The organism is Acinetobacter sp. FY731 (assembly GCF_059515905.1).
The window spans coordinates 31,054-56,092 of the sequence record NZ_JCAKNB010000011.1 but is presented as its reverse complement, the minus strand read 5'-3'; the positions used below and the strand labels follow the sequence as shown (position 1 = coordinate 56,092).

The window sequence follows — 25,039 nt, the reverse complement described above, 5'->3', positions numbered from 1 at the left end:
CATAGGAGGGGTAAGCCTTGAAAAAGAAATAAAAGAAGAAACATACAGCGCTATGTATCTGAACAAATAATATGCAATTTTAGAGAAAATTAGAAATATATAATTTATAACTCTTAATATCTTTTAACTATTAATATGTGTTTAAAAAAAAACTGACCATAAAGATGATCAGCTAAAACTGTTATTTGGTTACAGCAACTATACTCAGCTCTCTCTTCAAAATATAGTTACTGTATCTGTGATACATAATAATGATGAAAAATCATTCCGTAAAAACGATATATTTCATTATATTTATTAACTATTACGATCAATATCTACCTTTCTTTTGATAATCAAAAATTTAAGGCCACTTCATTTCACCTTTTACTACTTTTGCACCTAGCTCAAGATTTGAATCGCCTGCCAATTCAGGATATTTCTGCTTCATTTGGGCAATGAGTTCCGCTGAATTTTTTGATGATTTCACAGCTTTTTCATATTGAGCTAAATAATCCAATGAAAAATTCACAGCTGCTAAATTTTGAGGGGCATTTACCAATGTATGTGCAGGAACAATAATTTCAGGATTCAGCTTTTTGATATCTTTTAATGTTGTTGCTACAGTTTCACGATCTTGTTTTGTTGCAGAATCTGCCATCCACAAATGAGAGCCTGAAGTTACAGGAATACCTCCCACAACTGCTTTTTGTTGTGGAATCCACAAATAAGTCAGTTCATTTTTGCCTTTAATTTCAATATTAGCATCTTCAAGTTTTAATGTTTTAGCCGTATAAATTTCTGGTACATAAATTTTACTTGGTGCATTTGCACCCATTTGTGGTGCCCAGTAGTCCATTTTCAATTTATAAGTAGACTGAATATGTTTCACTGTTTCAGGTGTTGCAACAATTTGAACATTCGGAAAATATGTTTTAAATACATCTAAAGCAAAATAAAAGTCTGGATCACCATAACTCACAAAAATTGTTTTTAAATTTTTACCTGAATCTAGAATATCCGCAGCAATACGCAATGCTTCAGATTTTGAAAATTGTGCATTGACTAAAATAGCATCTTTATCCCCCTCAATGAGCGTTGAAGTCACACCAAAGTGTTCGGGAGCAGCAATATAATTTTTGATTTTTAGATCTTGTGCCATTGCCGTTTGAATACCAAATGCAAGCGTTGTTAAGGCTATTGCTGTTGTTTTTAAAGATTTCATTTTTTGTCGATCTCTATATTTAATAAACATACTTTAAATTACAGATCATGTTCAATAAATACGCTTTTTTAAGATAGAATATTGCATAAATTGCAACAATAAGAATCATTATGGACACATTAAAAGCAATACAAGTTTTTGTATGTATTGAAAAAAATGGCAGTTTAACCAAAGCAGCAGATCAATTGGGTTATTCACGCGCAATGGTTTCTCGATATTTAGAACATTTAGAAAACCACTTTTCAACACGTTTATTTCATCGAAGTACTCGAAATATTTCCTTAACCAGCGCAGGTGAAAAGGCACTTCTATATTGTCAAAATATTTTGCAACAGCAACAACTTCTTAAAGAGCTTTCATTAGAAGAACAATATACAGGTACAATTCGTTTAACCTGTGGCTTATTTATTTTAGAAAATGGTTTATCCGAAGCAATTCAAAAATTCCAGCAATGCTACTCAAATATACAATTTGATATTTTAATTACAGAAGAAACCTTAGATTTAGTAGAATCTCAAATTGATGTTGCTTTTCGAATTACAGCAAAAGTTTCAGATAGTTTAATTGCACGACCTTTACTGCAAATTCATTCTGTCTTGTGTGCTCATCCTGAATATTTACAAGCTTTACCGCAAATTACACATCCAGATCAGCTCATTCAATATCAGTGTATTAGCCATCACAACATGCAAAATACATGGACACTTTCCACACAGCAAAAAGAACCTCAAAACTACCCTATTAATATTGTTGCTCAAAGTAATGACGCACATGCATTGTATCTAATGTGTCGAAACAAAATGGGCATTGCCATGCTACCTTACGCAATCGTGAAAGAAGATTTAGAAAATAAAACATTAACTTCCCTACTAACGGATTATGAAGCCCCACAAATGATGCTTTCTGCTGTGTATTCCTCTCGTCGACATCTGCCTAAAAAGACACAAGAATTTATTACCTTTGTGATTAATCATCTCAAAAATAGTTAAAATTTAGAAAATTAAAAAATTTAATTATTCATATCGCTTGAATTTTTCTAGCTCGCCCCGATTTCTGTATTAATCATGACATTTAACAAACGCATGGCCGTTCAGTAGGAACAGAGTTCAATCTGACGCCTAAAAAGGACTGTACATGTTTAAGAACCCATTTAAACGGAGTAAATCAATGGCGACTGATCAAAATCAAGAAGCTCAAGAACTTCAACAAGAGCAAGCAGAACAGCAAACTCAAGCTGAAAATGAGCAAGCTGAAGTTTCAGTTGAAGATTTACAAGCTCAAATCACCAACTTAGAAGAAAGCTTAAAACTTGAAAAAGCACGTACTGCAAATGCAGTTTACGAAGCGCAAAAAAGTGTTGAACGTATTCAACGTGAATCTGAAAAGCATAAAGATACTGTGCTTGAGAAATTCGCTAAAGAATTATTAGATTCTGTAGATAACCTAGAACGCGCCATTGCTGCGGCAGGCGAAGAAAAATCTGGTTTATCTGAAGGTGTAGAGCTTACGCTTAAATCACTCCTTACAACTTTAGAAAAGTTTGGTGTTGTAATTGTAGATACAGCTAATGGCTTTAATGCAGATTTCCATCAAGCAGTCGGTATTTCACCTGAAGCAAAAGCAAATGAAATTGGTACTGTACTGCAAAAAGGCTACACCTTAAAAGGTCGTTTATTACGCCCAGCAATGGTATTAGTTGGCGCATAAGACCTAAAAATTCGGGAGTTTTTTTAATTTTTTTTGAAAAAAATACTTGAAAAAAATTGAACGGCTCTCATATCGGATAACAAGCGAAAACATTGTAAAAGAAATTCAGAGGAAACATCCAAATGGCTAAAATCATTGGTATTGACTTAGGTACTACAAACTCTTGCGTAGCAGTACTTGAAGGCGACACAGTTAAAGTAATTGAAAACGCTGAAGGCGCACGCACAACTCCATCTATTATTGCGTATAAAGATGGCGAAATTCTTGTTGGTCAATCTGCTAAACGTCAAGCAGTAACTAACCCTAAAAACACATTATTCGCAATCAAGCGTTTAATTGGTCGTAAGTATCAAGACCAAGCAGTTCAAAAAGATATTGGTCTTGTACCTTACAAAATCATCAAAGCAGACAATGGCGATGCTTGGGTTGATGTAAACGATAAGAAACTTGCTCCACAACAAATCTCTGCTGAAATCTTGAAAAAGATGAAGAAAACAGCTGAAGATTACTTAGGTGAAGCAGTAACTGAAGCAGTTATTACTGTTCCTGCTTACTTCAACGATGCACAACGTCAAGCAACTAAAGATGCGGGTAAAATTGCAGGTTTAGAAGTTAAACGTATCATCAACGAACCAACTGCTGCTGCACTTGCATTTGGTATGGACAAGAAAGAAGGCGACCGTAAAATCGCTGTATACGATCTTGGTGGTGGTACATTCGACGTTTCAATTATTGAAATTGCTGACCTTGATGGCGACCAACAAATTGAAGTGTTATCTACAAACGGTGACACATTCCTTGGTGGTGAAGACTTCGATAACGCGTTAATTGAATTCCTTGTAGAAGAATTCAAGAAAGAGCAAAGCGTAAACTTGAAACAAGATCCTCTTGCACTTCAACGTTTAAAAGAAGCTGCTGAAAAAGCGAAAATCGAGCTTTCTTCTTCTAACGCAACTGAAATCAACCTTCCGTACATCACTGCCGATGCGACTGGTCCTAAACACTTAGTGATCAACGTAACACGTGCAAAATTAGAAGGTTTAGTTGCTGACTTAGTTGCTCGTACAATTGAGCCTTGCCGTATTGCGCTTAAAGATGCTGGTCTTTCGACTTCTGACATCTCTGACGTAATTTTGGTTGGTGGTCAATCACGTATGCCAATGGTTCAACAGAAGGTTCAAGAATTCTTCGGTAAAGAACCACGTAAAGACGTGAACCCTGATGAAGCTGTAGCAATGGGTGCTGCGATTCAAGGTGCGGTACTTTCAGGTGACAAAACTGACGTACTTCTTCTTGACGTAACGCCGCTTACTCTTGGTATCGAAACTATGGGTGGCGTGTTAACTGCAATTATCGAGAAAAACACGACGATTCCTGCGAAGAAATCTCAAGTATTCTCAACTGCTGCTGACAACCAACCTGCTGTAGACATTTCTGTGTTCCAAGGTGAACGTAAAATGGCTCAGCAAAACAAATTGTTAGGTAACTTCCAATTAGGCGATATCCCACCTGCTCCACGTGGTGTGCCACAAATTGAAGTATCTTTCGATATCAACGCTGATGGTATCTTGAAAGTATCTGCAAAAGACAAGAGCACTGGTAAAGAGCAATCGATCCAGATTAAAGCAAACTCAGGTTTGTCTGATGCTGAAATCGAAGCGATGATCAAAGATGCTGAAGCGAATGCTGAAGAAGATCGTAAATTCGAAGAATTAGCGAAAGCACGTAACGAAGCTGATGCGCTTGTATCTTCTGCTCAAAAAGCAGTTAAAGATCTTGGCGAGCAAGTAACTGCAGACGAAAAAACTGCAATCGAAACTGCTGTAGCTGAACTTGAAGCTTCTACAAAAGAAAATGATGTAGAAGACATTAAAGCGAAAACTGAAGCGCTTCAAAACATTATCATGCCTATTAGCCAACGTGCTTATGAAGCAGCACAAGGTCAAGGCGGTGCTGAAGGTTTTGATCCGAATGCATTCGGTGGCGAAGCTCAAAAAGCTGATGATGGCGTTGTAGATGCTGAGTTCAAAGAAGTTAAAGATGACAAAAAATAATTTGTCACTTTAATAAAAGACCGCGCGAAAGCGCGGTTTTTTTATTCTCAAATTCATCTAATTAAGCTACATTATTCTTCAAATAACTCTTTGATTTTTAAAATGCGTATTTATGTTCTGATTTTTTTCAGTCTCATTTTTTTCTATTTTATTATTCAAAATAAAAAACACCCTCACGTGATATTAAATAGCCCAATTGATAGAGTTTTACACCCTACAGACTCTCGACTCAGGTATAAAATTCAGAAATTGATCCTAGATTTAATATTAGTCATGAAAAAGCCATTCAGCTTAGCCAAGAAGCAATTGAAATTTGGAAAAATGGCACAGGAAAAGATTTTTTTGTTTATGATCCTCAGGCAAAACTAACGATAAATTTTCACTACGATGAGCGCCAAGCAGAAAGCACTGCTCGCTCTTCTTCTGAAAAAAATATTGAAGCCAATCAAGCGCAATGGGCAAATAAGAAACAAGAAGTTGAAGCCTTTCGTAAAGATATAGACCGCTACAACACCTTACTCAATGCCAAAAAAATTGAGTACGACAACCAAGTTCAATATTACAACGAACAAATTGCACAGATTAATCAAAATGGTGGTGCCAATGTGGTACAAAGAGAAGCCTTTACCCAACAAAAACAATATCTTGCACATCAAATGGACAGCTTAAAATTTGAAATTGAAGGGTATAACCAAAAAATTAATGTCCTTAATCAACACGTGAATGAACTCAATCACATGAATCAAAATATCAATCTTTCCATTCAACATTTCAACCAAAGGTTTAAACCCTATTTATTTGATAAAGGAAATTTTGATGGTCGAAATATCAATATTTTTGAGTTTCAATCTGAAGATGATTTACGCTTAACTCTCGCACATGAATTTGGTCATGCCTTGGGTTTAAAACATCATGAAGATCCTAAAGGACTAATGCACCCGATGATGAAAGATCAAGAACAACAAAATTTTAGATTATTACCTGCCGATTTAGCACTTTTTAAATATCGTAATTATGAATAAAAAAAGCCAACACAAATGTTGGCTATAAAGAGGAACTTTAAATTATTTTACTGCTGCTGTAAGCATCACTTCTACCAATACTTGAGGACGTGCTAAATCTGCTTGTAAAGCGGCACGTGCAGGTGCGGCACCTTCAGGCAACCAAGCTTCCCAACACTCATTAAATGCTGTGAAATCTTCAGCAATATTTTTAATCCAAATTTGAGCTGTTAAAATACGGCTTTTATCACTACCCGCTTGTTCCAACAAAGCATCAATTTTCGCTAAAACTTCTAAGGTTTGTTGTTTTGCATCTGCATCTAAAGTTGTTGGAACTTGACCAGAAACATAAACCAAGCCGTTATGAACTACACAACCAGCTAAACGTGCATTTGCACCAATACGTTGAATATCATTACTCATTTTATTTCTCCAAAGATAAACCATCTAAAGCAATTGGCGATTTTGATTGGCTAATTAAACCAGTAATCACCATTGCACTACCCGCTGCTAGCGTGAAACCCAAGCTACCTTGACCAACATTTGACCATAAGTTTGCGTATTTTGTAGCGCCTAAAATTGGTGGACCTTTTGGTGTAGATGGGCGCAAGCCACTCCACTCTTGAGCAATATCTACCCCTGCCAAATCTGGGAATGTTTTTCTCACCGTTTCTTTTAAAGCGTCCATACGCTCTTGACGGATATAAACATCTTGATAGCCAATATCCACCATAGCAGCAATACGCAATTGATCGCCTAATTTTGCATATACAATTTTATTAGCATAATCCGTTACGCTCATATTTGGCACAACGTTGTCATGTTCAGGGAATGGAAGCGTTAAGCTATAACCTTTTAGCGGATAAACTGGTACAGAAATTCCAACCATATTAAATAGAGATGTACTGCCATTACCCGCAGCAACCACAAAGTCATCTGCTTCTAAACGACCTTTATTGGTTTCAATTGCCTTAATTTTGTTATTTTCAGCAATAAAATCTACCACCTCATGTTCATATAAACATGAAAAATCTTGGCTTTTCTCTAACTCTTTATACAAAGCCAAACAGAATTTATAGCAGTCGGCTGTTTCATCATCTGGAGTATAAATAGAACCGACTAATTCTGAAGCAATACCTTTTAATGATGGCTCAAGCGCAATGGTTTCATCACGATTTAGTGCCTTTTGCACGTCAGGATCTATGCCAGAAGCTGCTTTTTTAAAGGCGTATTCATCACGATGGATTACCATTTTTCCTGATTTTACCCAGCAAAAATCATCAATTTCATCACGCCATTCAGACATGATGTTTTGACTAAAAAGTGATAACCGTAAAATATGATTACCATTGGCAATATTATCTTTTCGATTGCACGCAAGTAAAAATTGAAGTAACCAAGACCACTGAAATGGTGAAGCATTTAATTTAAAATTTAATGGAGAGTGTGCTTTTCCAAGCCATTGAAGCGCTTGAAATGGAACGCCTGCATCAGCCAATGGTGCAACATAGCGGTAACTTAACTGTCCGCCATTTGCAAAACTTGTTTGGCTACCAACCTGATCTTTGGCTTCAATGATTGTAACTTTATGACCAGCTTTAATAAGTGCATAGGCTGTACTTAATCCAACTACACCACCACCAATTACGGCTACATGCTTTTTCATGGTTCCATGCTATATATTCCAAAACGTATCCATTAAAGAAGATCAACTATGCTTTAACAAATGAGTTTTTAGGTAGTGGTCATAACTTTTAGTTAACTGCTGGTGTAATTAATCCAATTTCAGATTTAATCAATTCAATAAAGTCTTCTGTTGCTTTCGTGGTACTCACATTGGCATTTCTAAGAATATAAATAGTGGTATACATACGAGGTTTCATTTCATGAATCATCTCTTTAGGTAATGAATAGGCTGCCGTATAAATATCAGTAATACTGCACCCTATACCTTGCCGCACCAACTCACTTGCCATGTAATAGGTTTGGACATTCACAATACTTTTATTAAATGTTCTATATTGTTTTACCACCTGCATTAATGAATCTGCATCTGGCTGAATCCATCTACTTTCATCAATAGAGTGAATATCTTGACTAGACCTAACAGGGTAAGAATCAATATAAACAAGCGGTATTTCTAAAATAGGCGTTGCAATAATGCCATGTTGAGTATGCGGCTGAAATGTTACAGCTATATCAATTTCTCGTTGTAATAATTTTTGTTCTAATGCTTGCGTATGATCTGTTCCGATATTTACAAAAACACCTGGATATTTTTTTAAAAATTGCGCAGTCAACTTTGGTATTAGACTCAACCCCAAACTCGGTAAACAACCCAATGTAATTTGACCTTGTGTATTCTTTGCCAAATTGTTGGTGAGCTTATTTAACTCATTAATTTTTTCATAAATTGGCTTAATTTCTTCATACAAAATGTAAGCTTCTTTGGTGGGTTGTAATTTTCCTTTTACGCGCTTAAATAGTGCAAAACCAAGACGTTGCTCTGCATATTTGAGGAGTTTACTTGCCGCAGGCTGTGATATACATAGCGAAGATGCTGCTTCAGTAAGCGATCCAAAAAGCATCACTGCATAGAACATTTCTAAGTGTCTGAGATTCATGATAGTGCACATAACTTATGGTTATAGGTAATCTATTAGAATTCATTACTTAAAGTCAATAAACCCTTGTAAATTGGCGTCATTTTCAGCAACTAATTAAAAAACCTATTCGTTCAGATATGAACAAATTAATAGTGAATTTAAGATTAGCTTGGTAACTCATCAGTAGTATGTAAACCCATAGATATTAATACGAACCTGAAAAATCTAATTTTAGGTGTATCACCATCTATAACATTTAAAGGGACACAAATGATCGTAAGTACAAACCTCACATTGTTGATGGCTTGCGTCGCATTAGCGCTCGGCATGCTTGCAGTGAAGCACTCAAAATTTTTACGCAACAACCACATCCCCGAAGCTGTTGTAGGTGGATTTATCGTTGCAATCGCCTTATTCTTTGTCCAAAAAACAACAAGCTATACCTTTAAATTTGACACATCATTGCAAAGCCTATTGATGATTACCTTTTTCTCTGCGATTGGTTTAAGCTCAGACTTTGCAAAACTAGTCAAAGGTGGAAAACCCTTACTAATTCTAATCTTCGTTGTAACCATACTCATTATTACGCAAAATATTGTGGGTATTACAATGGCTATGCTATTGAACCAAGATCCTTTTATGGGCTTAATTGCAGGTTCTATTACGCTCTCTGGCGGGCATGGTAATGCTGGTGCTTGGGGACCAATTCTAGAGCAAAAATATGGTGTCACTGGTGCTTTAGAACTAGCAATGGCATGTGCAACATTAGGTCTAGTAATTGGCGGTTTAATGGGTGGACCAATTGCTCGTCATCTTATTAAAAAAGTAAAAGTTCCTAAAACAACTGAAGAACAAAAAAATACGATTGAAAATGCTTTCGAAGCACCAAAAGTTACACGAGAAATTAATACAAAAAATGTTATCGAAACTATTTTCATGCTCATTACTTGTATTGTGGTCGGAAGTTATCTTGGCGATTTACTCAAAGATAGCGCATTCTACTTACCTACTTTTGTATGGTGTTTATTTGTAGGTATCTTTTTACGTAACATCCTTAATCATTTATTCAAAAAAGAAGTGGTTGAACCAACAATTGATGTTCTTGGTAGCACATCTCTTTCTATTTATTTAGCAATTGCACTTATGTCTTTAAACTTCAGTCAATTGGCAAATATGGCAGGACCTGTACTCTTAATCATTATTGTACAAACAATTGTTATGGCTTTATTCGCATGCTTTATTACCTTTAAATTAATGGGTAAAGATTATGATGCCGTTGTTATTAGTGCCGGACATTGTGGTTTTGGTATGGGAGCAACACCTACAGCCATTGCAAATATGCAAACCGTAACAAAAACCTTTGGACCATCACATAAAGCTTTCCTTATTGTACCGATGGTTGGTGGATTTATTATTGATATCTCAAACAGTATTTCGATCAAATTCTTCATTAGCATTATTGAAAAAATCACCTGATTTTTTAGTTCAAATTAAGCATTTTCAATACAAAAAAGCCCTATTTTAATAGGGCTTTTTTGTATTGAATAACATTCCTAAAACCGTTCTATTAACACTATTCAAGGCTTTAAATTTATTTTAAAAATAAGAGAAACTAACGATCTTCCCTTGATGAATGCGATTCATGCTATTGTATGAATAGTTTGCTTGGAGGAAAAACTGTGAGTTACTATCATATTATTTTAGAAGTGAATGACCATATCAGTACAATTGAAGAAACACGTGATATTGAACTATTTGATATTATTGACCTTCAGCCATATCTTCATTCAATTTTATTGCCTTATTTCAATAAACAACTTCTTGAATTAGATGATGATAACATCGAATTTAAAGATGTCTTACACCTTGAAATTAAACAAACTCTTATACCAATTAATGACTTAATTGAAGAAGAACAACGCTTACTCCCAAGCGATACTGACGTTACAATTACAGCGTATGAAATTTTCAATAATCGTAATTTAAGCATTGATATCACATCGGCTGTTTTCGACTTATTGGAAGCGGTAAAAATTGATCCGTATGCGACAATTTAACATTGTCATACAATAAAAAAGGTCTGCAAATGCAGACCTTTTTTATATTTCTATTTCATCATATTTTTTGCATTTTCATCACGAATTGCACGCAAAATTAATTGCCCTGCTCTACCTGTTGGGCTTAAACCAAAACGTACTTGCTCCTGACGAATTGCCTGACGCGTTTTATCACCAATTAAACCATCTACCTCGCCAATAGAATAACCACGGCTAAGTAAATATGCCTGAATTTCACGGCGTTCTCTTCTTGATGTACCAGCATCATCTGTTGGCCAATCTTTTACAAAACCATGAGAGCCTTGAAATCTGTCAGATAAATGTGCAATCGCAAGCGCATAACTCTCAGCGGCGTTATAACTATAAATGGCATCAAAATTTTTAAAGACTAAGAATGTTGGTCCATTTACACCAGCTGGTGACATTAAACCTGCTTGTGAAAGTTCTGTTAAATTACCTTGAATTAAAGGCGTACCATCTGCTCGTACAACACCTCTTTCCACCCAAGAAGACAATGGCTTTTTATTACGACGACCTTCACCAGAAATTGACATTCCTTCTGGAATTTGAACTTCAAAGCCCCATGGCTGCCCTGTTTGCCATCCTCTTTTTTTCAAGAAGTTTGCTGTAGAGGCTAAAGCATCTGCTGTACTTGAAACTAAATCACGTCGACCATCACCATCAAAATCTACTGCAAGTTCTTCATAAGTAGATGGCATAAATTGCGTATGACCAAATGCACCTGCCCATGAACCTTTTAGTTGATCTTGTGTTAAGTCACCACGTTGGAGAATTCTCATAGCTGCAAAAAACTCACCACGGAAAAAGCTTTGTCTACGTCCTTCACAACTCAAAGTACCTAAAGCCTGCAATAGATCATAATTCCCAGAAATATTGCCATAGTTACTTTCAACACCCCAAACAGCAACAACAGTTTCGGCTGGCACACCATAAGTCGCTGAAACTTTCTTTAATACATCTTGATTCTGGCGAAGTTGTATTTTTCCAAGCTCAACACGTTCAACATCAACCAAACCCGATAAATAATCCCAAATAGGCGTAGAGAATTCTGGCTGATAATTCAATTTATCAATAACGGAATAATCTGGCGTTAAATTTTGCGTATAACGATCAAAGGTAAAACTAGAAACGCCAGAATTGATTGCCTGACTTTTTAACTTTGAAATACAGATTTGAAATGGACTTGGCGTATTAGAAGCCAAAGTATTTTGCCCAGCCATATTCACTGGAACTGTTTGACCATTAATGATCAATTCAGCCTGAACTTGCGTTGTGAGGAATAAAGCAGAACCAAAAAGAAAAGCAATATTACGCATATTATCCCGATGCATTTTTGAATTTAAATTATGACCTAAACATACCACTAACAAGATGAAAGAACATGAGTAAATCGTAAATTTAAATTCATTTTTCTCCACTTTAAATTCATATTTGAACTTTTAAATTTAAAAATCAGCGCTTTCTTTGTTTTTAAATTCAAAAATAGCAATCACTCGATGTTTTTTGAATTTAAAAGTGTGATTCTTAGATATTATTTAAATTTAAATTCGCACTTTTAAATTCAAATTCCTCAAATATAAATTCAAAACAAATAAGTTATCCACAATATAGGCGCAACAATACCACCTAAAAGACGGTTTTAAATTCAAAAACCAATGTTTAAATTCATTTTTCTGCCTTTTAAATTCAAAGTAAATTATTTTTAAATTTATTTTTCTCATTTTGAATTCAAAATAAGACATTTGAATTCATTTTATATAATTTAAATTCATAACTTTGAATTCAAACTCAAAACTTAATGTTTATTTTATAAAACAACTTAAATAAGCATCAAATTTCATTTGCTTTCTTTTTATACACATCACTTTAATGTAATGCTTATTTTTAGATCAATAATCTTCCGATAAATGGCATCCATTTCGAAAGAGGCGCAATCATGCCCGAACTGCACGCATAAAAAAAGCGGTCATTTGCATGACCGCTTTTTTAACATTCAAACTTGAGTTTAAATGCTCATATCTTCGCTAAGTGCGAGAGGATTCGGTAAAATTTTCGCCAACTTACGACATAAAGTCGTAAGTTCAGCGCTATCATTTGGCATTAATGTAATATGCCCAATTTTACGGCCTTCACGCTCAGTTTTGTTATACAAGTGAAGATGAGCTCCCTCTAAAGCAAGTACATCTTCGGTTTTTGGATGCTGACCAATAATATTCACCAATACCGTTGGACGAATAATTTCAGTCGAGCCTAAAGGCAAACCTGCAACCGCACGAATGTGATTTTCAAATTGAGAGCAAACCGCACCTTCAATTGACCAGTGACCAGAGTTATGTACTCGTGGTGCCATTTCATTGGCATACAGACCTTTGTCCGTCACAAACAATTCAAGCGTTAACACACCTACATAGTTCAAATGATTAAGTAAGCGAGTAATGTAGTCTTGCGCCACAGGCTGTAAATCTGTGCTATTTGGAGCAGGAACAATCGAATGCGACAAAATACCATTATGATGATGGTTCTCAGCCAAAGGCCATGTTTTCACATCACCATTTTGACCACGCACTGCAATAATTGATACTTCACGAGAGAAAGTCACAAAACTTTCGGCAATCAATTCACCTGCTGGACCAAGTTCAGCCCATGCTTGATCAATTTGATCTTCACGGCGTAAAACAAACTGACCTTTACCATCGTAACCGCCACGCGAGGTCTTAAGCACAATTGGTAAGCCAAGCGCAATAACCGCAGACTTTAAACTTTCTACAGAATCGACAGCTTTATATGGTGCAACAGGAATAGACAATTCATCGAACAATGCTTTTTCTGATAAACGATGCTGTGCTATTGCTAAGGCTTTACGTGGAGGATGTATGTCTTTGTTTTGCGTTAAAACATCAACATCTGCCAATGGCGTATTTTCAAATTCAAGGCTAAATACATCTGCACTTGCAATGAATTGTTGTAATCCATTTTCAGCTTTAGTCGAAATGACTTGACCTAAAGCTGCCGAAGGGCAATCTGTACTTGCTTCAAAGAAAGTACATTGAATATTTAAAGGCAATGCTGCCTGTGCCATCATTCGACCAAGTTGACCGCCACCAAAAATACCAATGGTTTTATCCATGATAATAATTCCTTAATTAAGCTTGGCTTTAGATTTGACCAGGAATATTTTTACTTGCTACTTTTTCAGTCTGTGCCGCACGGAAATCTGCAACATTTTTTGCAATTTCAGGGCGTGTAAGACCTAAAATTTGTGCTGCCATAATGGCTGCATTTGTCGCGCCCGCTGGACCAATTGCCAGTGTACCAACTGCAATACCTGCTGGCATTTGTACAATTGAAAGCAATGAATCTACGCCATTTAAAATAGATGATTTCACAGGTACACCAAGTACAGGTAAATCCGTTTTTGCCGCACACATACCAGGCAAATGCGCTGCGCCACCTGCACCAGCAATAATGACTTGAATACCACGATCACGTGCTTGTTCAGCATATTCAAATAAACGGTCTGGAGTACGGTGTGCAGAGACAACCTCAGCTTCAAAAGGGACACCAAGCTGCTTAAGCATATTGGCAGTGTGTTCTAGAGTTGCCCAATCCGATTGAGAACCCATGATAATTCCAACGAGAGGAGTGTCTTGTGAAGCGGCCGCATTCATTGCAATGTTTCCAGAGATAAAGTGAGAGAGTTAAATCTCGACTATAGCCAAGCTTTAATAAGAGCCCCATATTATAGACTGATTTTTCGGCTCAATAAAATTTAACGGTCAATGCAAAGCATGATTTTTATTATTTTTTTATTAAAATTACAAAAAATTAAATAAAAATAGGGGCGTAGCAAATTGCTATTTTTTGCTACTGACTACGGAATACAAAATAAACACAACCACACAAGCATAAAGCAGCCCAAATATAGTCAAGCTTAAAGGGTTGTTTGAATAAAAAAATCATAAAAGGTACAAACACTAAAAGCGTTACTACCTCTTGAGTAATTTTCATGTGCCCAACAGTTAAGCCTTGTTGTGCTAATAGTTTTGTTGCGGGAATCATTAAACTATATTCAAATAAAGCAATAAACCAACTCAACAAAATAGCCTGCCACAATGGAGCATCGTGCGGTAAAAATTTTAAATGTCCATACCATGCAAGTGTCATAAAACAATTGGCAAGAATAAGAAGTAATAATGGAATAAACATAAGATCAGCAAACCTGCTCTAGATAAATATAATTTAACTAGTATTGGTCTAAAATATCTAATATTATTTTTACGCTAAAAAAAATAAGACCAACAAATTATTATGAATTTTTTAAAAAAACTGTTCTCTTCAAAAAAACGCAATCCATTCAATGAAGATGCAGCTTTACTCTCTCAACAATTAAAGCAAAACCAAAATGATCTACTTTTTTCTGAAATACTTCGCTCAATTACACTCGACTATGAGTTAATGAGTTTAAAAGAGCTAGATTATTATCTACTTAAAGTCCGCCTTTACTTCCAAATAAAAAATCAAGATGCCAAATCTATGACAGAAAAAGGAATATTAATGAGTGAATTAACGCCGACTATTCTTAGTGTAGGCGCTTATTTAGGTAAAACCTTAAGAAAACAAAATAAAAATTTAAATTGGACTGAAAATACTCAACAACTACATTCTGGAACTACAGCACCTTCGTTTGCTGCTCTTGTTTTAACAAACCAAGTTCATACAATATCTCCTATGCAAGAAATCATTAATTTTATTTGTAATGCACAACAGCCCAACTCGCTCTATCAATATGCAGAAGAAATTTTAAGTCGCTAAAAATTACAAATATTTCTTATTCTAAGTAAATTCTCAACTATCTTTTCAGATATAGCCTTGCTATCGTTGCTTACAAATCGAATAAATCTGACAACACCACATAAAACAACGTGATGTGTCTTAAAAAGAAGTGGAGTTAAACGTATGCATCTGCATATCTTAGGTATCTGTGGCACCTTTATGGGTTCTTTGGCTTTATTAGCACGTGATTTAGGTCACACCGTAACTGGCTCAGATCAAAACGTTTATCCACCTATGTCTACGCAGTTAGAAAATGCAGGCATTAAACTCATGCAAGGCTATGACCGTAGCCATTTACAACCTCATCCTGATTTAGTGATTGTCGGTAATGCCATGAAACGTGGTATTGATGCTGTGGAATATATGTTAAATGAAGGTTTACCGTATATTTCAGGTCCTCAATTCCTTGCAGATCATGTATTGCAAGGCAAGCATGTACTTGGTGTTGCAGGTACACATGGTAAAACCACTACAACGACAATGTTGGCTTGGGTGCTCGATCAAGCAGGTTTAGAGCCAGGCTTCTTAATTGGTGGTGTACCTTTAGGTTTTAGTGAAAGTGCACGTTTAGGTGGTGGTAAATATTTCTGTGTAGAAGCAGATGAATACGATTCTGCATTCTTCGACAAGCGTTCTAAGTTCGTGCATTACCATCCTAAAACAGCCATTTTAAATAACTTAGAATTTGACCATGCCGATATCTTTGATGACCTGGCGGCAATTCAAAAACAATTCCATCATTTAGTTCGTACTATTCCAAGTGAAGGTCGCATTATTGCGCCTATTACTGAAACCAATATTGATGAAGTATTGGAACAAGGTTGTTGGACACCTGTTGTCCGTACAAGTTTAGATGCGAATGAAAAATCTGAGCTTTATGCAGAGCAATTATCTGCCGATGGTTCTCACTTTAAAGTTTTACAACACGACGTTGTAAAAGGCGAAGTGAAGTGGACAATGACAGGGCAACATAGTGTTGCAAATGCTTTAGCGACTATTGCTGCTGCAGAACATGTTGGTGTTTCTATTGAAACTGCATGTGAAGCATTATCTAATTTTGGTGGTGTGAAACGCCGTATGGAGCTTTTAGGCACTGTACGTGGTATTGAAGTTTATGATGACTTTGCGCATCACCCAACGGCAATTGATACAACACTTGAAGGTGCTCGTAAGCGTTTAGGCGAACGTAAACTTTGGGCTATTATTGAGCCTCGTTCTAATACCATGCGCATGGGCAGTCATAAAGATGGTTTAGCGCATTCTGCTCGTTTGGCGGATGAAGTGATTTGGTACCAACCTGAAGGTTTAGATTGGGATTTACAACCTGTAATTGATGCTTCACCGAATAAAGCTGTAATTGCGCGTACTTTGGATGACATTATTCAAACTGTCGTTAGTCAAGCAGGTGAGGGCGATGCGGTTGTGATTATGTCGAATGGCGGTTTTGGTGGCTTACATCAGAAGTTAATTACAGCGTTAAAAGCTTAATTTATTGTTTAAAAAAGCCCGCGAATGCGGGCTTTTTATTGTTCTAAATAGTCATAGTTAATGTGAATTATAAGCACACTTCTAGTGTTTTTTATGCTCTATGATCAAACAACTAATCTAGGATTGATTAGTCAATGAAATTCCTTCAGATGGTTAAATCTAGGGTGAATATATGGACAATATATCTACAACAATTACAACCCAGCCTACTAGCATTTTAGTAGAACAAGAAGTTAGTCACGTAACAAAGAAAAAATCGTTAATTGCGAGTACAGTCGGAAACCTCCTTGAATGGTATGACTGGACTATTTATGCAGTTGCGTCAGTCTACATTGCCACAGCATTGTTTGATAAAACTGATCCTACCTCTGCGCTATTAAATACCTTAGCTGTTTTTGCTGTAGGTTTTATTTCAAGGCCATTAGGTGGATTTGTTTTTGGACCATTAGCAAATAAATTTGGTCGTAAGAATATTATGCTTACGACCATGGTACTTATGGCAATAGCTAGCTTTATGATCGCGCTCATACCCAATTTCTCAAATATTGGATATTGGGCATCATTAATGTTGCTCATCGCACGCTTAATTCAAGGGTTTGCTCATGGCGGTGAAATGGCGACATCCTTTGCCTATATTGCAGAAATTGCACCAAACAACCGCCGTGGTTTATGGGCAAGTAGTTCATATGTAGCAAACGGTGCTGGAACATTACTCGCAACCTTATCTTTTGCAGCATTGAATGTCTTCTTTACTTCAGAAGAAGTATTTGAATGGGCATGGCGAATTCCATTTGTAATGGGTGGGCTACTTGCATTTTTTGCAATTTACTTAAGACGTAATATGGTTGAAAGCCATGTTGAATCTGATGCTCAATCTGATGATATCAATTGGAGTACTGGTAAATTCCTACGTACAGGCTTTAGGCTTTTCTTATATGAAGCGGGTTCAACTATTACTTTCTATACATGGGTTGTATGTGTATCTATTTATGCAATTACCTATCAAGGAATGGACCCTAAATCGGCCTTTTTCGTCAGTTGCTGTGCACAGGTCATTTATATTGTTTGTTTACCATTCCAAGGCTTACTTTCAGACTATATAGGGCGTAAAAAAACAACATTAATCACTTATGTGGGCTGTGCTTTAGTGATGTTCCCTCTATGGAATATTATTAGCAATGAACCATGGACTTTATTTGTTGCCCAAACTATTGGTTTAATACTTATTGGTTTCTTAATGTCATGTAAAGCAGCAACGATGTCAGAACAAATACCAACTAAATATCGTACTAAAATGTTGGGATTCTTTATGTCTCTTGCTATTGCATTGTTTGGCGGTACAGCATCTTACATCAACACATGGTTATATTCGACAGATCGTGGCTGGATGTTTAGTGCTTATCTCATCATTATTTGTATAGTCGCATTTTTTGTTGTTATTCGATGGAAAGACAACACAGGCATTCCATTAGACCAAATCAAGTAATACTCCATTAAAAAACTCCCCTAAATGGGGAGTTTTTTTATTTAATATTCCAAGGATTTAATTGAACCTTTTCAGTCCAAAAATTCATAAAAGTTTTAATACGGGGACTAAGAAATTTACGATTTGGATAAATTAAATAAATAGGCTCTAAATCATGAATTCGATAATCTCTTAAAAGTGGAACAAGTTTGCCATTTTGTATATCTTTAGACACATTATAATCGGCCAATCGAACAATGCCTTGTCCATCCAAAGCCAAATCTCGTAAAAAATCCCCTTGTGAAAATGAAGCCAAGGGTTTTATAGGTAAGCTAAAACGCTCACCTTTATTTTCATATTCCCACAAGTTCCAATCATTAAAATAGCTAAAGTGAAAACACCGATGATCTAACAAATCTTTTGGTTCTTTCGGTATACCATATTTAGCTAAATATTCAGGTGATGCACAGGTCACCCATTCACTTGCACCTAAACGCGACGTAACCCGAGAAGAATCGGGAAGCTTTCCTCCATAAATTGCAAGATCTATTCCTTTTTCAAACTCATCGACATATCTAGATTCAATTTTAATGTCGATCTGTAAGTTAGGAAATTTTTCAATAAACTCAGGTAGCCACGGTAAAATTTGATGCCGTGCAAAGGTCGGCATCGTTTTTATTCTTAATATACCACTGACTTGTTCTGGAAAGTTTTCTGCTAAAGCATCGGCTTCTGCCATAGCTGATACAACCTTACGTGCACTTTCTAAATATAATTGTCCTTCTTCAGTTAGCGTTAATTGACGAGTTCCTCTCTGAATTAATCTCACTTTTAAACGACTCTCTAAACGACTGATCATTTTGCTCATAGCAGATGGAGTCATGTCGTGTACACGTGCAGCAGCCGATAAACTTCCATGCTCATATGCCCAAATAAATGCGAGCATTTGTCTATAATTATCCATAATACCGACTCCATTTTTAAGATACTTTTACCGTATTATTAAGAACTTATACAAGTTATTTATAGTCTATATCTTTGCCATATATTCATAGATATTGTGAATCCAAATAGGGTAATCAAGTATTTTTTCTTTGCTACTATGAACTCACAAATTGCAGCACAATAAGGATTTTTAGCAATGAATGTTCAAAATAAAGCAATAGAACAATATGCAGAAGATATGCCATATCAACTACCACAAGTCCCTTACATGCCACAAGAAATTGTGACTCAAGAAGTACTCAGTGAAATGCTTAAAGATGATGATCTTTGGGTTCCAAGTTCAGAAAATGGTTGTGTAAGTTTTAAACCATTACTTCTTAGTGTAAGTGGTGGATATTTCATTAATTTATTACGAGTAAAAAAGAGCGGAATTTTATCGCGTCATCGTCATAATGGTCCTGTTCATGCTTTTGTACTCAAAGGTCGCTGGCATTACTTAGAACATGATTGGGTTGCTGAAGAAAACTCTTTTGCTTTTGAACCACCAGGTGAAGCACACACACTTTATGTTCCTGAAGATGTAGAAGAAATGATTACGTTATTTACCGTTTATGGTGGTTATATTTATGTAGACCCATATGGTAAAGCTGAAGGTTATGAAGATGTATTTACCAAGCTAGAACAAGCACGTGCTCATTATAGAAAACTTGGTATTCCAGATTCTGAATTAGAAAAAATTATTCGCTAATTAAAAGCCCGCGAATGCGGGCTTTTTTCTATTTTAGATCGTTCAAAAGTAATGTTTTAAGAATTAAACCTTCACATCAGCCAAACTTTTATCTCGTCTAAACATCACTTCAACATAAGAACAAGTAGGTAAAATTTTAAGGTTTTTTTCACGTGCAAACTCAACCAAAACATCAAGCAATTGACGCGCAACACCTTGTCCACGCAAAGAATCATCTACCCATGTATGATTTGCAATAATTGTATGTGTACTGCTCCAAACATAAGTAATTTCAGCAATTCTTTCCCCAGTATCATCAACCGCAAAAAACTCACCCAATTGACCATCGTCTATATGTTGAAATTGCATGGCAGATCTCTATAAATTTCTAATTAAATAGTAGCTGTGAATATGTTAACCGAATAGAACGTCACGAATAGAAGAATCTTTATTAAAAACAGATTTTGCAAAAGGGCATAAAGGTAAAATTTTCACCCCCTTATTCCGTGCATATTCCACAGCACGACTCACCAAAAGCACACCCACATTTTGTCCACGTAATTTATCTTCCACATGGGTATGATCAATAATAAACTTATCATCACCTGCCCAAGAATACGTCATTTCAGCCAAATGATGACCTTCTTCACCAATATAAAACTCACCCTTAGAACCATTTTCTTGATGTTTAATTTCTAACACTTTTTTATCCTTCAAATTATTCTTAATTTTTAAAATGCCATGTTTATTTTTTATGTACTGTTAATTTTTATTACTTTAAATATCATTAAGTCACATACCAAATCTATCATGAGAAATAAAACACATAACTTAACTTCACACTAAATTAAGCCTACAATTCACACAAATACTCTTTGCAATTTTTTTATGAAAACATCCCCCGTAGAAGCAGAATCAACAACCAAACAATGGATTTGTGTGATTACACTTGCTTTCGCTGCTTTTATATTTAATACAACAGAATTTGTGCCTATTGCTCTCTTAAGTGATATTGGTAATAGTTTTGGAATGCCTGCAACAGACGTTGGCATAATGATTACGCTTTATGCATGGGTTGTTGCACCTATTTCCTTACCTATTATGTTGCTGACAAAAAATATCGAAAGACGATTTTTACTGACCGCTTTATTCGTTGTATTTATTGTGAGCCATATTTTATCTTATTTTGCATGGAGCTTTACGGTTCTACTCATTAGCCGTATTGGTATTGCATTTTCACATGCATTATTTTGGGCAATTACTGCATCTTTAGCGGTACGTGTAGCACCTAAAGGCAAAGAGTTTCAAGCATTGGGCTTACTTGCTACAGGTACAGCCTTAGCCATGGTTTTAGGTATTCCATTTGGTCGTATGATTGGTGAAACATACGGATGGAGAAATACTTTTGGGCTTATTGCCATTTGTGCCACCATTGTTTGTATTACATTGGCGAAAACCTTGCCTTTACTGCCAAGTGTCAATTCAGGCTCAATCAAAAGTTTATCTAGTTTTGTAAAACGTCCAAGCCTGATGATGGTTTTTGCATTAACTATTATTATTATTACGGCGCAATTTACCGCTTATAGTTATATCGAACCTTTTTCACTTAATATTGCTCAATTCAGTTCTGCACAAACCACAACATTGTTGCTTATTTTTGGTGGTGCAGGCTTTTTTGGTTCTTTCTTATTTGGCAAATTTGGTGCTCGCTATCCAAAACTTGCAATTCCATTAAGTACATTTTGTTTAGCCATTTCAATGCTTCTTCTATTGCCATTATCGACAGGCTTTCTAAGTTTAAGCGCTGTTTGTTTATTTTGGGGCATGGGCATTATTGGATTTAGTCTTGCACTTCAGGCAAAGACTCTTAATTTAGCTTCCGATGCAACCGATGTTGCTATGGCAATTTACTCAGGCTTATACAATGTTGGTATTGGTGGTGGTGCATTATTAGGTGGTCTAGTTAGTACTCATTTAGGACTCAGTTATATTGGTATTATTGGCGGTATTCTTGCGGTTTTAGGAACATTAGTCACATTAGTTTTAGTACGCCGTGCAGACTTTATACCAAATAAAATTTAACTGTTTTAATACGTGAGCATTTGCAGATTGATTAAAAATCTGTCATGCTCTGCGCATATTTGGATTTAATCCAAAACAAAATTTAGTTGAACAAGGGGAGTAGCCTCCTCCAAGCGTTAAACACTCTTTTTGAATATTTAACGTGTCAGAATATCGTCATTACACTTTGCAAAAAGTCGGTATCTGAGCATCTTTTTTAAATATAAAGATGTAGGCAAGACCTTGATCATGTTGTTACAGATGTTTTATTTCATCTGGCGACTGGTCAAGGTTTTTTTATGGCTGGTTGTTAGATGTGGAGAATTCCCCCATGGAAACAATCGGCACTTTATGGCTGTATTTAGCATTTTTCGGTATCGTTACCGTCATGCTTATCATCGACTTTTTAGGTTTTAAACAAAAACAAGGTCAAGAAGTTAAAGTTAAAACCGCAGCATACTGGAGTATTGCTTGGGTTACAGTCGCGACTTTATTTGGTGGCGGCTTGTGGTTATATCTAGAACAAACCGCAGGTGCTGCAGTCGCTAACACCAAAGTTATGGAATACTTTGCAGGTTACTTACTTGAAAAATCACTCGCAATTGATAACGTCTTCGTTTGGCTCATGATTTTCGCAGCATTTGCTATTCCACCTGCATTACAACGTAAATTACTGTTATACGGCGTATTAGGTGCAATTGTTCTACGTACTATCTTTATTTTTATTGGTGCTTGGTTTGTTCAGGAATTCTCTTGGATTCTCTACATCTTCGGTGCGTTCTTAGTTTATACAGGCTTCAAGTTCTTAAAAGGTCAAGATGATGACCCGAATATTGAAGATATGGCAATTCTAAAATGGCTACGTAAGCACATGCGTATTACGCCAAAACTTGAAGGTGATAAGTTCTTTGTTCGCCAAAATGGTATGCTTTGGGCAACACCACTTTTTTTAGTGTTAATTTTAGTAGAAGCATCTGACGTTATTTTCGCAGTCGACTCTATTCCTGCTATTTTTGCAGTAACAACCGACCCGTTCATTGTATTAACTGCAAACTTAATGGCAATTTTAGGCTTACGTGCAATGTTCTTCTTGTTGTCTGGCGCGGCATCTAAAATGCATTATTTACCGTACGGCTTAGGACTTATTTTAGTGTTCATTGGCTTCAAAATGTTAATGCTAGATGTCTTCCACATGCCAATTTGGATTTCACTTGGTTTTATTATTATTACGCTTGCTATAACCGCAGTATTGTCTATTCGTCATAGTAAAAAGCATAACGAAACCACTTTATAAAATTGAAGATGTTTCATAAAAGCCTTCCTTTTTGGAGGGCTTTTTTAATGCAGCAGATTTTAACTTTGGCCATTTTAATACCTACTATAATTTTTAAATGATGATCCTAATATCTAAATTGGTAAAGATTATGTGATGAATCATGGAAGAGTTTATTTTTTAAGTTACAATCAATCGAAAAAAGTACAACCATAGGTTTCCCATGTCTTCAATTTTATCTTCTACAGCCATTCGTGGTCGTTTTCTCGATATTCAAAATACAGTTTCAAAAGCATCCGATATCGACCAAGCTGTTCGATATATTGAAGATGGCTTACTCATTAGCCATGAAGGAAAAATTTCATGGTTTGGTACTTGGGAAGAAGGGCAATCTCAACTTAAATCAGATACAAAGGTTCAGCATTATCCTGATCAATTAATTGTTCCAGGTTTTATCGACACGCACATTCATTTTCCACAAACAGAAATGATTGGGGCCTATGGCGAACAGCTTTTAGAATGGCTAAATACCTATACATTCCCCACAGAAATTCAGTTTGAAGACAAAGCTTATGCAGACAAAATTGCAAAATTCTTTGTAAATGAACTTCTAAAAAATGGCACAACAACGGCACTGGTTTTTTGCACGGTTCATCCTCAATCTGTAGATGCTTTATTTGAAGTTGCAGAACAACACCAAATGCGTTTAATTGCAGGTAAAGTGATGATGGATCGTCATGCTCCTGAAGCACTTTGTGATACCGCAGAAAACGCATACACAGACTCTAAAGAACTTATTGAAAAATGGCATGGCAAAGGTCGTAATTTATATGCGATTACTCCACGTTTTGCACCTACATCTACACCAGAGCAACTCACTGCAGCAGGCAGACTTAAAGCAGAATTCCCTGATGTTTATGTCCATACGCATTTAAGCGAAAACAAAAATGAAATTGCATGGGTAAAAGACTTATTCCCCGAGCAAAAAGGCTACTTAGATGTTTATCATCATTATGGTTTAACAGGTTCACGTTCTGTATTTGCACACTGCGTACATTTGGAAGATGAAGAATGGGACTGCATGCATAAAACCGACTCTGCAATTGCATTTTGCCCAACATCAAACTTGTTCTTAGGAAGTGGTTTATTTCCTTTGAAAAAGACATGGGAAAAACAAGTAAAAGTAGGCTTAGGGACAGATGTAGGGGCAGGGACTTCATTTAACCAATTACAAACGCTGAATGAAGCTTACAAAGTTCAACAACTACAAGGCGATAAACTATCTGCATTTGAAGCGCTTTATCATGCAACAATTGGTGGTGCAAAAGCTTTAGATTTAGATGAAAAGTTAGGTAACTTTAACATTGGAAAAGAAGCCGACTTTGTTGTTTTAGATTTAAAACCAACAGCCATTCAAGCCTTACGTCAAGAACGTGCTAAAGGTATTGATGATGCTTTCTTTGCACTGATGACTATGGGTGATGATCGTAACATTCACAGCACTTATATCTTTGGTCAATTGGCTTATCGCAAAAATAACGCTGAATAATGAATATCTTTCATCTTTTGTCTATTGAATGAAATTTACTAATTGTTC

Annotated in this window: 24 protein-coding genes; 13 read left to right on the top strand and 11 right to left on the bottom strand. The window is 36.0% G+C overall.

Translation table 11 applies throughout. From position 1 onward, the window contains the following. Positions 1 to 343 precede the first annotated feature (343 nt). Positions 344 to 1,204, bottom strand: coding sequence for an MBL fold metallo-hydrolase (locus AC5YC8_RS12315; RefSeq protein ID WP_496164725.1), 861 nt, complete (start codon positions 1,202 to 1,204; stop codon positions 344 to 346). A 110-nt stretch (positions 1,205 to 1,314) separates the two neighbouring features. Between AC5YC8_RS12315 and AC5YC8_RS12310 the strand changes: the two genes are divergently transcribed. The 4 genes from AC5YC8_RS12310 to AC5YC8_RS12295 all read left to right on the top strand — a co-directional run bounded on the left by AC5YC8_RS12310 (position 1,315) and on the right by AC5YC8_RS12295 (position 5,987). Continuing rightward, positions 1,315 to 2,193: a LysR family transcriptional regulator gene (locus tag AC5YC8_RS12310; RefSeq protein ID WP_496119046.1), complete on the top strand. Its 879-nt coding sequence runs from the start codon at positions 1,315 to 1,317 to the stop codon at positions 2,191 to 2,193. A gap of 178 nt (positions 2,194 to 2,371) precedes the next feature. Beyond that, complete coding sequence (gene grpE, locus AC5YC8_RS12305) at positions 2,372 to 2,911, top strand: nucleotide exchange factor GrpE (RefSeq protein ID WP_496119044.1); 540 nt, start codon at positions 2,372 to 2,374, stop codon at positions 2,909 to 2,911. Between the two features lie 122 nt (positions 2,912 to 3,033). After that, positions 3,034 to 4,965: a molecular chaperone DnaK gene (gene dnaK / locus AC5YC8_RS12300; RefSeq protein ID WP_496119042.1), complete on the top strand. Its 1,932-nt coding sequence runs from the start codon at positions 3,034 to 3,036 to the stop codon at positions 4,963 to 4,965. Between the two features lie 248 nt (positions 4,966 to 5,213). Continuing rightward, positions 5,214 to 5,987 carry a matrixin family metalloprotease gene (locus tag AC5YC8_RS12295; RefSeq protein ID WP_496164728.1) on the top strand — a complete coding sequence of 258 codons (774 nt, stop codon included), beginning with the start codon at positions 5,214 to 5,216 and terminating at the stop codon, positions 5,985 to 5,987. A 42-nt stretch (positions 5,988 to 6,029) separates the two neighbouring features. On the opposite strand, the gene AC5YC8_RS12290 is transcribed toward AC5YC8_RS12295, so the two are convergent. The 3 genes from AC5YC8_RS12290 to AC5YC8_RS12280 form a co-directional block, all read right to left on the bottom strand. Beyond that, on the bottom strand, positions 6,030 to 6,389 hold the full coding sequence (locus tag AC5YC8_RS12290; RefSeq protein WP_152875490.1) for a RidA family protein: 360 nt from the start codon (positions 6,387 to 6,389) through the stop codon (positions 6,030 to 6,032). A 1-nt stretch (position 6,390) separates the two neighbouring features. Next, the gene (locus AC5YC8_RS12285; protein WP_496164724.1) at positions 6,391 to 7,632 is read right to left on the bottom strand and encodes a D-amino acid dehydrogenase; all 1,242 of its coding nucleotides are present in this window, start codon (positions 7,630 to 7,632) and stop codon (positions 6,391 to 6,393) included. 88 nt (positions 7,633 to 7,720) lie between these two features. Further along, positions 7,721 to 8,590 (bottom strand): LysR family transcriptional regulator, encoded by an 870-nt coding sequence (locus tag AC5YC8_RS12280; RefSeq protein ID WP_496119031.1) that lies wholly within the window; start codon positions 8,588 to 8,590, stop codon positions 7,721 to 7,723. 252 nt (positions 8,591 to 8,842) lie between these two features. On the opposite strand from AC5YC8_RS12280, the gene gltS reads away from it, so the two are divergent. After that, positions 8,843 to 10,048: a sodium/glutamate symporter gene (gltS, locus tag AC5YC8_RS12275; RefSeq protein ID WP_496164723.1), complete on the top strand. Its 1,206-nt coding sequence runs from the start codon at positions 8,843 to 8,845 to the stop codon at positions 10,046 to 10,048. A 203-nt stretch (positions 10,049 to 10,251) separates the two neighbouring features. Further along, complete coding sequence (locus AC5YC8_RS12270) at positions 10,252 to 10,629, top strand: hypothetical protein (RefSeq protein WP_496119027.1); 378 nt, start codon at positions 10,252 to 10,254, stop codon at positions 10,627 to 10,629. Between the two features lie 50 nt (positions 10,630 to 10,679). Here the strand turns inward: AC5YC8_RS12270 and AC5YC8_RS12265 are convergent, their stop codons facing one another. The 4 genes from AC5YC8_RS12265 to AC5YC8_RS12250 form a co-directional block, all read right to left on the bottom strand. Further along, positions 10,680 to 11,966, bottom strand: a complete 1,287-nt coding sequence (locus AC5YC8_RS12265) for a lytic murein transglycosylase (RefSeq protein ID WP_496164722.1) — start codon at positions 11,964 to 11,966, stop codon at positions 10,680 to 10,682. 689 nt (positions 11,967 to 12,655) lie between these two features. Beyond that, positions 12,656 to 13,777 carry a 5-(carboxyamino)imidazole ribonucleotide synthase gene (locus AC5YC8_RS12260; RefSeq protein ID WP_496164721.1) on the bottom strand — a complete coding sequence of 374 codons (1,122 nt, stop codon included), beginning with the start codon at positions 13,775 to 13,777 and terminating at the stop codon, positions 12,656 to 12,658. 28 nt (positions 13,778 to 13,805) lie between these two features. Continuing rightward, positions 13,806 to 14,318: a 5-(carboxyamino)imidazole ribonucleotide mutase gene (gene purE / locus AC5YC8_RS12255; protein ID WP_154772987.1), complete on the bottom strand. Its 513-nt coding sequence runs from the start codon at positions 14,316 to 14,318 to the stop codon at positions 13,806 to 13,808. 196 nt (positions 14,319 to 14,514) lie between these two features. After that, positions 14,515 to 14,856 (bottom strand): DMT family protein, encoded by a 342-nt coding sequence (locus AC5YC8_RS12250; protein ID WP_496119021.1) that lies wholly within the window; start codon positions 14,854 to 14,856, stop codon positions 14,515 to 14,517. Positions 14,857 to 14,958: 102 nt separating this feature from the next. Between AC5YC8_RS12250 and AC5YC8_RS12245 the strand changes: the two genes are divergently transcribed. The 3 genes from AC5YC8_RS12245 (at position 14,959) to AC5YC8_RS12235 (ending at position 18,457) form a co-directional block, all read left to right on the top strand. After that, positions 14,959 to 15,462 carry a hypothetical protein gene (locus AC5YC8_RS12245; protein ID WP_496164720.1) on the top strand — a complete coding sequence of 168 codons (504 nt, stop codon included), beginning with the start codon at positions 14,959 to 14,961 and terminating at the stop codon, positions 15,460 to 15,462. A gap of 144 nt (positions 15,463 to 15,606) precedes the next feature. Continuing rightward, positions 15,607 to 16,971, top strand: a complete 1,365-nt coding sequence (mpl, locus tag AC5YC8_RS12240; protein ID WP_496164719.1) for a UDP-N-acetylmuramate:L-alanyl-gamma-D-glutamyl-meso-diaminopimelate ligase — start codon at positions 15,607 to 15,609, stop codon at positions 16,969 to 16,971. A gap of 172 nt (positions 16,972 to 17,143) precedes the next feature. Then, positions 17,144 to 18,457, top strand: coding sequence for an MFS transporter (locus tag AC5YC8_RS12235; protein ID WP_496119015.1), 1,314 nt, complete (start codon positions 17,144 to 17,146; stop codon positions 18,455 to 18,457). A 37-nt stretch (positions 18,458 to 18,494) separates the two neighbouring features. Here the strand turns inward: AC5YC8_RS12235 and AC5YC8_RS12230 are convergent, their stop codons facing one another. Further along, complete coding sequence (locus AC5YC8_RS12230) at positions 18,495 to 19,400, bottom strand: LysR family transcriptional regulator (RefSeq protein ID WP_496164718.1); 906 nt, start codon at positions 19,398 to 19,400, stop codon at positions 18,495 to 18,497. A 177-nt stretch (positions 19,401 to 19,577) separates the two neighbouring features. Between AC5YC8_RS12230 and AC5YC8_RS12225 the strand changes: the two genes are divergently transcribed. Further along, positions 19,578 to 20,129: a 2,4'-dihydroxyacetophenone dioxygenase family protein gene (locus tag AC5YC8_RS12225; protein ID WP_496119011.1), complete on the top strand. Its 552-nt coding sequence runs from the start codon at positions 19,578 to 19,580 to the stop codon at positions 20,127 to 20,129. Positions 20,130 to 20,192: 63 nt separating this feature from the next. Here AC5YC8_RS12225 and AC5YC8_RS12220 read toward each other — a convergent pair whose 3' ends face one another. Together AC5YC8_RS12220 and AC5YC8_RS12215 are read right to left on the bottom strand one after the other, a co-directional pair. Next, positions 20,193 to 20,477 (bottom strand): GNAT family N-acetyltransferase, encoded by a 285-nt coding sequence (locus AC5YC8_RS12220; RefSeq protein WP_496164717.1) that lies wholly within the window; start codon positions 20,475 to 20,477, stop codon positions 20,193 to 20,195. A 45-nt stretch (positions 20,478 to 20,522) separates the two neighbouring features. Then, positions 20,523 to 20,810, bottom strand: coding sequence for a GNAT family N-acetyltransferase (locus AC5YC8_RS12215; protein ID WP_496164716.1), 288 nt, complete (start codon positions 20,808 to 20,810; stop codon positions 20,523 to 20,525). A gap of 186 nt (positions 20,811 to 20,996) precedes the next feature. Here AC5YC8_RS12215 and AC5YC8_RS12210 point away from each other — a divergent pair, with 186 nt between their 5' ends. From AC5YC8_RS12210 to guaD, 3 genes are all read left to right on the top strand, one after another. Further along, a complete protein-coding gene (locus AC5YC8_RS12210; protein ID WP_496164715.1) occupies positions 20,997 to 22,190 on the top strand; it encodes a sugar transporter in 1,194 nt (397 codons plus the stop codon). A gap of 310 nt (positions 22,191 to 22,500) precedes the next feature. Beyond that, entirely contained in the window at positions 22,501 to 23,463 is a 963-nt protein-coding gene (locus tag AC5YC8_RS12205; protein WP_496119004.1) for a TerC family protein, read from the top strand. Between the two features lie 202 nt (positions 23,464 to 23,665). Next, on the top strand, positions 23,666 to 24,991 hold the full coding sequence (gene guaD, locus AC5YC8_RS12200) for a guanine deaminase (protein WP_496164714.1): 1,326 nt from the start codon (positions 23,666 to 23,668) through the stop codon (positions 24,989 to 24,991). Positions 24,992 to 25,039: the final 48 nt, after the last annotated feature.